We start from the raw sequence: 2,946 nt of genomic DNA, 5'->3' as shown, positions 1-2,946 counted from the left end.
CGATCTCTAAAGCTACATCTGTATAGGTATTATCATTACCTATATTTAAAATTACTTCACATTGACGCAATCTCAATTCAAAGAGCATGATAGAATCATGATAAACTTCAGGATTTGATTTCATTTTATGTAACATCTCTTGTTTTTCTTGTATTTCTAATTGCGTATTTTCTACAGCTTGCTTTAAGGAGTTAAATGGATTCCTAAAGAATATATGAAGATCTCGCTCTTGTGTGTTTTCAAACAGCTCAAATTGCAAGAAAAATTTCTTCATAATAGAAGCCGTTACTTCAGTATAATCTTCATTTTCTACATACTGTTTATATTTGTTATGTAGCATAGATTTATTTTTAGGAAGAACTCCAAATAATTTACCGGCACTTTTTAGTAAAAATTGTGCTGGCGTAAATCGACGTAAAATATTTACTTCATCCATTTGTATTCTAGTCGTCATCCTGTCAGTATCTCTGCGCCAGTCATCAAGCACTTTAAAGTCACATTCTAACTGTATTTTATTTTCTCCAAATAGTGAATTAAGCCCTTCACTAAGTTCTTCTAAATACGTTTGACTTTGAAGAAGCTCATTATTAGAAGTTGCAATCCAATTTTGCATAGAAAGAGCAAGATTAGGTAATACAGTTTGTTCTAAATATTTATGCACTCTTTCATTCATTGCTTTATTTAGTTCCGTATCCATGTGCCCGAAATCACTTTCTTCACTAATTATATTAGAACAACTCTTTAATATCTTCGGGATATTTTCAGTAAGATCATTCGTAATTTCAGTCTTCATTGAACGATATGATTGTGTAATGAAATGAATTTTTTCCCTCTCAAATGCAGTAAGGTTATTAATGCTACCGTTTAATTTCACTAGCATATCTTCATTCCAATTAATAGCATCCACTAGATTGTTTTCTTTCTCAATACGTTTATCCAAAAGATATGTAATTGTTTTTCGAATGAAATATAATAACTTTTCAGTACGTTCTGCATCGATATGTTTATGATTAAAGTTAAAATGAATAAACTCAGTTAAATCATTTAATTGTTGACTACTTGTATATAACGAAGAATAAGGGAAAATTCTCGCATGTGGGAAATATGTGTTTATTCTCGCTGCCGTATCATGTAATACCCTTTTCACCTCTGCTTCACTGTAAATGTTATCGATTTTATTTAATAAGAAATGAATTTGTAAATTTGGCGTATGTTCTTGAATACTTAATAGAATGTCACGTTCTTTATCAGTAAAAGGTGAATCCGCATTCAATACGAACAGTAATTCGTCTACAGAATTTAAATATTCGAATATCTCATCTCTAGTGTCGTTATTTCTATTAAAGCCAGGTGTCACTACAAATGTAAGTTTATTTTCATTTAAAAATCTGCATGGTAATTTAAATTCAACACACGCTCTATCTCTATATGTTTGATGGTGCTGAGACATCATATTATGGTAATCAGTGATATCTTCCGTTGTTGTAATTGCTGAGTCTGTTATAGCGTTTATTTCTATATGAGCATCATTTTTTAAAACTACTACATTTGAAATTGATTTTTCTAATATATTCTCTCCTAATATAGAGTTAATAAATGTAGTTTTTCCGTTCCCTGAAGTTCCCGTTACTAAAATACGATTTGTTCTTAAATCTGCGAGCTCGTCAACTAACCATTTAAATCGGTGACCTATTTCTATATTCTGCTTTTGTGCCCACTGTGTAATAGATTCAAAAAGGTGTAAGCTGTACTCTAAGCCATTTACATGATTAATAGAATGTGACAGTAAGTTTTCCGCATGTTCTATATTTGCTGAATCTATTTTGGAAGGGAAAATCTCATCCCATGCCAATACAGCTGCAGATGGAAATACAGCATAAGATGGATTGACTACCTTTAACCAATTTGCTAACAGATTTGGTATGATATCGTTTAATTGTCTAAGCGTATATTGACCTTGAATTAATGCAAAGTACGTTTCTTCGTAAAGAGCAGAAACTTTGTTCCATATATCGGACGAATGTATTTCAATATGTAAGAAAAATTCATTTATTGTATTAAGCCATAATAAATAATTTGGTTCATCTTTATAACTGTTCCAAAGTGATGAAACCATTTGTGTAAATTGTACTTGATCTACATTATTTAATGTAGCTAATGCATCATAAAAATAGTCTGGTGAAATATGTTTAGTAAACCCTTTATCGATATATCCTTTTAACACCTCAAACCACGGATACGACTCTATTCGAATTAACTCATTCACAGCAAGCTCTACTGCACTATCAAAATCTTGCTGTTCCTCATAAAAGGAACGGGCAATTTTTGTGACATTCGGATAATCAGGATTTAAAGAAACTGCTTCTTTAATAACACCGAAAGCTGAGTCAAAATTATTTTGCTCAATGTAAAGAGAAAGTAATTGTAGTCTAATTTCGGTCATCAATATTTTATTATCAGTAGTAATGGAAGTATAAATATTTTCAGCATATGGTAATTGATTAAGTTCGAAATAAGCATCCGCAATATTTTTTTGTGCCCATGGTGCTAATTCATTACTAACCTTCTCCCATTTAAAAATAGCTGCTTCAAAATCTTGATGACGATAATAAAATTCACCTTGTGCAAAACGAATATAAGACCCATCAGAAATCTCATTTTTTTCTTCGTTTACATAAGCTTGTCCAAGTACGTCAAGAGTTGGTTTTGTTTCATTCTCCATTAGAAATGTTTCATAATACATCTTTTTTATTAATTGTTTTTCTAATCTCATCTTTTCCCCCACTATATCTTGAAAATAAATTTTTAAGATATGTCAATGCTTTTTGTATGTATGCTTTTTATCTTAACAAAGAATATCTTTTGGAAAATTTCATTTTCCTTTCATTTTTCAAGTTAGATTGAATTTTTATGAGAAAAGTTTCAGTTTTTTTTCAATTCCCTTTC

Annotated in this window: 1 protein-coding gene; it reads right to left on the bottom strand. The window is 30.5% G+C overall.

Annotated features, from left to right (window positions below):
- The coding region (locus ACQGS6_RS25665) for a dynamin family protein (protein WP_426965821.1) at positions 1-2,773 on the bottom strand (2,773 nt) is incomplete at its 3' end.
- Positions 2,774-2,946: the final 173 nt, after the last annotated feature.

The sequence above is a fragment of the Bacillus sp. GMs2/2 genome (genome assembly GCF_050172095.1).
Taxonomy (GTDB): Bacteria; Bacillota; Bacilli; order Bacillales; family Bacillaceae_G; genus Bacillus_A; species Bacillus_A cereus.
The sequence above is the reverse complement of the archived record's forward strand: the minus strand, read 5'-3'. Positions and strand labels throughout refer to the sequence as shown.